Here is a 7,394-nt window from a genome sequence, read left to right on the forward strand (position 1 = left end):
CCAGAAAGCTTAGCGAGCAAAAGGTCATTGTCCGTTTTAACGATGCTTGATTTCAGTCCCATCTCCAGTTTAGTCGTTTTATTGACTGGCTGGGTGTAATCCAATTTTACAGACTTTACGTCGATCTTTGAAGGGGCGTAGTTCTTAACATCTAATCTGTTTCGTGGGTTTAAGTTAAAGCGTGTATATGAATTTTGTCTAATCTCGTCGTGGTTTCCCTTATAATTAGAGTAATCAAGGTCTACTGAAATTTCTTTTCCTGTTGTGTCCAGCGTTCCCTTGTAATTGAAATTGTAAGCCGTATTGCTATACTTTTCTGTGTTGTCTCCTAAAACATTGATTATTTCAGATTGGTTAAAATTGTTTTTTCTGCTGGTGTTACTTGTACTTCGCTCGGACTTGCTATTGGAATAGCCATTAACCAAAATGCCTATGGTATTATTTTTATTGATAAAATAGTCCATTCCGCCTTTAAAGGAATTACTGCTGTGGCGATTATCCCAAGCGTTTAGCTGACTGAAATTTGTAACAGTGTCCAGGAAAGTTACCGCCCGGTTCAGATTTAAGTTGTTAATTCGGCCATTATCGGAATAATTATAATTACCAAATAAATTCATTTTATTTTTGCGGAAGTTCAACGTGGTTCCTCCGTTATATTTTGAAGTTTCTCCATAGCCGGCGCCGGCAGTGAAGGTTCCATTCAAGCCCATACTTTTATTTTTCTTTGTTTTGATATTGATTATGCCAGAGGTGCCGGCGGCGTCATATTTAGCTGAGGGACTGGTTATCAATTCAATGGTTTCTATCTGGTCGCTTTGCATATTTCTGAGCATATTCGCCACGTCGGCACTGCTCATATACGTTTGTTTCCCATCGATTTGGATCAACACGCCCGTTTTGCCTTTCATAGAGATATTATCATCCTTATCAACAGTAATTCCGGGCGCTTTTTCCAGCACTTCCAAGGCTGTACTGCCAGCAGAAACACTGCTGTTTTCAACGTTTACAATAAGTTTATCCATTTTACGCTCAATAAATGGTTTTTGTGCGATAATGCTTACTTCTTTCAAACTTCGGCTTTCAAACTCCAGTTTAAGATCAGCAACCACTACAGGTTTTTGAACATCGTCCAGAATAAATATTGATGAATAAGTTCTTTTATAGCCCATCATCGCGGTGGAGATCAAGTAACTGCCTGGCGCCAGATTCTCAAAAGAATACGTTCCCTTAAGATCGGTAAAGGATGTTTTAACAAGCACAGAATCCTTAGACCTCAAAAGACTGATGGTTGCATAGTCAAGAGGTTTCTTTGCATCATCAGTAACGGTCCCGGTAATTTTACCCGTAGTAATTTTATTTTGGCCTAATGCAACACTGTGCAACTGTAGCATGGCAGTTAATAATACTGCGAAAAATGCTGTGTATTTTTTGTTCATAATCGTTTTTATTTTATTGTGTTTCGATTTTTTGAGCACGTCGCTTCCCCGTCAGAGCAAAATATGCTCTTATCATATCGGTATATCAATATTTTCGAGGATGGGCTTAGCTAAATGTCTTCTTTAAATTTAAGCTTGTTTAGTTTTCAAATAAGACGCACTATACACTTGTTTAGTTACACTATTTCAATTTTTGTTACCTTTTTTGTTTTCACTGGCTTCAATATTCTGGACTCCGGCCTGGAATATTTTGGTCTGAGGTTAATGAATCATTTTGGCATTTTAATCCTTCAGAAGTCATCTTCCACTCCGAAATATACTCTCCTGATGCGTTTTCAGGCTGACAATCCCAGATATCGTGATCGTCTGAATAGCGACTTCCATATCTTCGCATTATTAGGTGGCGAATTACGGGCCTTTCAATCATCAATTTAGTGTTTTCAGGAACCCGTAGAATTAGGTTTACCGACTGATCACGCCATAACTCCCCCCTTAGCAAGTGTGTTTTTGGGTCAAATGCTATAACAGAATCTTGTTGCGTAAAGCCGTGATTGACCCGACGGGCGGTACTAAGAGCTTGTTCAAAATCGGAACCTCTGGCACTGAATTCCTGCACAAGCGTTGGTTTGTCGACATCGCCCTTTACAATTTGTATTCTCACACTTGTCGGTTGGTCAAATTCGTTATCGCTGCTTATCAATGTTCCTTTAAAATTGGTCTGATCTATGTTGTATCGCACGCTGTCTTCCTTGGTTAGAAATACCTCAGGATTTAACTTCAAATAATATACAGGCGATGGAGTCAGCGGAGTCGTAACCGAGAATTCAGCCTCCTCATTAAATTCCGAAGCTATTTTTGATGCGTGATAAGCGCCCATTACAAGGCCTGCGATCCAAACGATCAGCATAGTAAAATAAACTGATCTCGATATCGCGATTCTTGCAACCAGAATTCTCAGAGCGAACAGTACCAGTGCTGCAAGCGGTATAAATGCAATGACGAAGGCACTGAAAGCCAGAACTGATTTGTAAGCCGGGTTAACAATGGTGAATGGAAACATGTTAAGCTCGTTGCTGTTCCAATATCCAAGGAGTGTAATTAAGCCGATGAAAAGAATGATCATTCCAAGAATTCCAAAAAATGCCACAATGGCCACAATAAACTTGATGAACAATTTTGCCAGTGTTTCTATAAGTTTCCCAATTTGATAGATGGCTGGGCGTACTTCGCTATGCGCACGTTGAAAGCCTCCTTTCAAACCTTCAACTTCTTCATCAAAATTCTTTTTAAAATTCTGGAGGTTGATTGGCTCACCTTTCATTGCCATTTTATCAGTGCGTGTCGAAGCCGCCGGCAAGATGATCCACAGTATTATGTAAAGAGGTAGACCGATGCCTCCGAAGAAAACAAGTAAGATTGCAAGCAATCGCATCCATTTTGGCTCTATGTTGAAGTAGTGGGCCACTCCCGCACACACACCTCCTAAAATTCGCTCATCGATGTCGCGAAACAGCTTACGGCCAGATCTTAAGGATGTATCGTCATCATCGTCAATGTCGAAGTCGTTCACATTTCCCATTATTGCTGTAACGGCTATTACGTCGGCAAGTACGATAACCTGCTTATGATCCACAACTAACCTTTCATTGAACATCTCAGCCAGGCGGTTCTCAATATCCGTCACGATCTCATCACTGTCAGGCGAATAGGCAAAATGCCGTTTGACATCCGTCATATAAGTTCTGAGAACCTCATATGCATCCTCCTCAATGTGGAAGACGATTCCGTTTATATTTATAATTATAGTCTTGTTCATGATCTTGTCTTTTTGGTTTCTTCAGATGTTTTGTTTGTATTTGTCTGTTTCGGTCCTTCTAACGCTGTTTTCACAGAATAGGAAAGCTCTTCCCAGGTCGTATCGAGACGTTTCAAAACATCGGCACCGGCTGGTGAGAGTATATAATATTTTCTTGGAGGCCCTGATGTTGACTCCTGCCAGTTATAGGTAAGGAGGCCATTGTTTTTTAATCGTGTCAGGAGCGGGTATAGCGTACCCTCGACCACCAGCAAGTTTGCGCTCTTTAATTCGGAAATAATATCTGAAGCATATATCTCCCCTCGGGAAATAATTGAAAGAATACAATATTCCAGTATTCCCTTCCTCATTTGGGTTTGTGTGTTCTCCACTATCATATCGCAAAGATATATGCTTTGGTTGGTATTATGCAATACATAGTAATATATTAAATTAAAAAATGCCGTGTAGTTAATTTAACAGCCTTATAATCAGGAAAATAAAATTTGATTTTTCATATGCACTTTACTGAAAGAAGTAGGATCAGACTCGAACTGCGTTTAGCCGATCTGGATACAGTGCAAGTATTTCGAAAAATTCCCTGCCAAGATCGATAACAAACTATTGATCGACGGTGATGCATATCAGGATATAATATTTCTAGATAGCGCCTGAGGGCATAACAAAATTTTGAGTATCCAACGGTTCAGACAATAAGCGGAAGTTAACTTAAATTTAACCTATTGATAACCAATCGTTTACGTAAGGTATTTAAAATGAATTAACAAAATAGTTCGCCGTAACGAATATGTTGCTGTATCTTGAGGTCACAATTCAACTTTTTTTTAACTAATCAATGCATTTTATGAAAAAACTATTACCATGTTTTCTTTTGCTTTTTATTGCTTTTCAAGCAATGGCGCAAGAAAGAACTGTTACAGGAACAGTTATCAGCCGCGAAGACGGTCTACCTCTTCCGGGTGTCAGTATCAAGGTTAAGGGTGGAACCACAGGGACGTCAACAGGCGTCGATGGTAGGTTTTCCTTACAGGTACCCGCAGGATTTTCTGCACTTCAATTTTCCTTCATAGGATTTAAAACCCTGGAGCTTAGCATTCCCTCATCTAATACAGTGAATGTATCGATGGAGAATGACGCCACTCAGTTGTCTGAGATAGTTATCACCGCGCTAGGTGAAGGTCGTGAGAAAAAAGCCTTAGGCTATTCAGTTGCAGTAGTTAATGGGGAAGCACTTACTGTAGCAAAATCTATGGATATAAGTTCCTCTTTGGCAGGTAAAGTGGCAGGTGTTCAGTTACAAGGATCACCCAGTTCTACTTTTGATAATGCTAACATTATCATAAGGGGAATAAGTGGTTTAGATGTCGCAAATCCTTTATATATAGTTGATGGTACTCCAACTTTACAGGAAAATGTCATCATGGATAATGTAGAAACGATTTCTGTATTGAAAGGCCCGGCCGCAACAGCGCTTTATGGAAATCGTGCGGGAGCAGGAGTAATCGTAATCACTTCTAAAAAGGGTACACGCACAGGCGCGCCGAGAATCGATTTGAACCTGAGTTCTGCATTTGAAGATATTTCATTATTGCCATCTTATCAGGATTCATACGCGGGTGGTTATTCTTCAAATTCAACATCCCCGGGTACTACTTATGATGCTGAAGGTTTTTATCTCTTCAAATACAAAACAAGTACACATCCTACCAGTTGGTCGGCATTCAATAATCAACGTATCATTGATTATGGAGCTGATGAAAGCTGGGGTCCAAAAATGGATGGCCAGCAATACAGGCCTTATTATACATGGTATCCTGGTGCTGACTTTGGCAAGTTAGAATCATTGACTCCTCAACCCGATAACATTAAGAACTTTTTTGAGACTGGTAAAAATTTCAATAATAGCATTGCCGTTTCAGGCGGATCTCAGGACATCGCATATCGTTTATCATATAATAACCTAAGCAGATCTTTAGTTCTACCAGGTGCTAATCGTAAACAGCACCAGGTTGGCTTTAATGGATCTTATGATATCAACAGTAAATTAATGGTATCCACTGATATAGGTTATACTACCCGTAATACTAAAGGCCAGCCGACAGAAGGGTATAATTTAGAAGGATTGAATGTTGGCATGAACTTTAACCAGTGGTTTCAGCGTCAGCTAGACATGGACAAATTGAGAAACTATACCAATCCGGATGGTTCATTAAATTCATGGAACATCGGCGATCCAAATGTGACGGGCGATCCAAGCCTTTACCTGCAGCCTCAGTATTGGGATAGTCCATTTTTTATTGCTGAACAAAACTATGGTACTGATATCCGGAATCGTTTTGTTGGTAACATGGGATTCAAATATAAGATCAATGATATCTTAAATGTAACTTCTTTCGTACGGATGAACCTTAACGACGGAAAAGGTAATTTCAAGGTTGCAAATGGTGGATTACAGGTACCGAGTTACGAAACTTTGCAACTCTCTAATAACGAAATGAACTATGAAGCAACCTTGAACTTCAGAAAGGGCTTTAATAATTTTAGTTTAGATGGGTTTATAGGTGGAAATATTCGTACAAACAAGGAAGACCAATTAAGAAATAAAACAACAGGCGGACTAACGTTCCCTAATTTCTTTGATATTTCTGCATCAGTTACCAGGCCAATTACCGAAAACAGATACAGGGCTAAAGAAGTTAGAAGTGTATTTGGTAAGGCTTCCATTGGATATAAAGCGTTCTTATATTTAGATGCAACTTTAAGAAATGATTGGTCATCTGCTTTACCTGTTGCGAATAATTCATACTTATACCCTTCAGTTTCTACAAGTTTAGTTTTCAGTGAGATTCTTAAAGGAGGTATTAAAGATATTTTATCTTTCGGTAAATTAAGAGCAGCTTTCGCACAGGTTGGTTCCGATCTGGATCCCTACCAGGTTGCTATTGCAGTTAATAACGGATCAATTTATGGATCAAATCCATCAGCAGAAATCGGAAATCAATTCCGTACCGGTGCTGTGCTTCCTGCACTGACTAAATCAATTGAGTTAGGTGCTGAAATGAGGTTCCTCAAGGACAGAGTTGGGTTTGATCTGACTTATTATGTAGATAATAATACCAATCAGATCCTTGGCCTCGATGTAGCTCCGGCTTCAGGTTTTACCACAGCTCAAATTAATGCTGGTAATATTCAGCGTAAAGGATGGGAGTTAGCTATAAACGGTACTCCGGTAAGAAATAAAAACTTTACCTGGACATCCTCTTTCAATTTCGCTAAGACTGAGTCACTTGTTAAGGAACTTGCTGAAGGCTTAAACACGTATCTATATGGAACCCAACGAAACGATTTTCGTATAGAGAATCAGGTTGGACAGCCATGGGGTCAGGCGGTAGGTAGACTACCTAAATTAGACGCTCAAGGTAAAACAGTTTACACCAGTACTGCTGGAACTTTAGATTATACCATCAATAACAACCTTGGTTCGATTATGCCAGATTTTACTGGTGGATTATTTAATAGTATGAGCTATAGAGGTGTTGACTTGACCTTCTCAATGGATTTCCAAAAGGGTGGTAAGTTTTACTCTTTAACTAAAATGTATGGAGATGGTACAGGATTAACTGCTGCAACCGTTAAAAATAACGATAAAGGGAATCCCGAGCGTATGTTCCCATCTTTGGGCGGAGGTGTACATATCAACGGTGTTACGCCAACGGGTGCTCCTGTAGATACTTATATCGCTGCCAGACGTCATTATTATACAAATGGCCAGCGTGATACCCGTAATTATTTATTAGATGCATCATACTTAAAATTACGTGAAGTACGATTAGGATATACCATTCCACGCTCATTATTAGGAAACCTAAAGGTAAAAAGCATAAATATCGGAGCCATGGTTAATAATGCGTGGCTAATTTCTGCTCCTGCAAAGGAATTCGGATTTGATCCATCAGAACTTGAAGTATTCTGGAGAGAAGGCGGACAGCTGAGCTCAACAAGAACATTCGGACTGAATTTGAGAGCTGGACTATAATTAAAGAGAAAGAAAACATGAAAAAAATATTAGTTTTATTAATGGGATGCGCGATGCTGTTTTCAGCTTGCGATCCAAGCGACTTTGGAGATATAAATGTAAACCC

General features: G+C 39.5%; 4 protein-coding genes. 1 reads left to right on the plus strand and 3 read right to left on the minus strand.

The features are described from left to right. The 3 genes from WKF69_RS17630 to WKF69_RS17640 form a co-directional block, all read right to left on the minus strand. A partial coding sequence (locus tag WKF69_RS17630) for an outer membrane beta-barrel protein (RefSeq protein WP_340383547.1) occupies positions 1–1,436 on the minus strand: 1,436 nt, incomplete at its 3' end. A gap of 220 nt (positions 1,437–1,656) precedes the next feature. After that, positions 1,657–3,252, minus strand: a complete 1,596-nt coding sequence (locus tag WKF69_RS17635) for a PspC domain-containing protein (protein WP_340383550.1) — start codon at positions 3,250–3,252, stop codon at positions 1,657–1,659. Continuing rightward, entirely contained in the window at positions 3,249–3,629 is a 381-nt protein-coding gene (locus WKF69_RS17640) for a PadR family transcriptional regulator (RefSeq protein ID WP_340383552.1), read from the minus strand. The genes WKF69_RS17635 and WKF69_RS17640 overlap by 4 nt, the downstream gene beginning before the upstream one ends. Positions 3,630–4,096: 467 nt before the next feature. On the opposite strand from WKF69_RS17640, the gene WKF69_RS17645 reads away from it, so the two are divergent. After that, on the plus strand, positions 4,097–7,288 hold the full coding sequence (locus WKF69_RS17645) for a SusC/RagA family TonB-linked outer membrane protein (RefSeq protein ID WP_340383554.1): 3,192 nt from the start codon (positions 4,097–4,099) through the stop codon (positions 7,286–7,288). The last annotated feature ends 106 nt before the right edge of the window (positions 7,289–7,394 follow it).

Source organism: Daejeonella sp. (assembly GCF_037719425.1).
Lineage (GTDB): Bacteria > Bacteroidota > Bacteroidia > Sphingobacteriales > Sphingobacteriaceae > Daejeonella.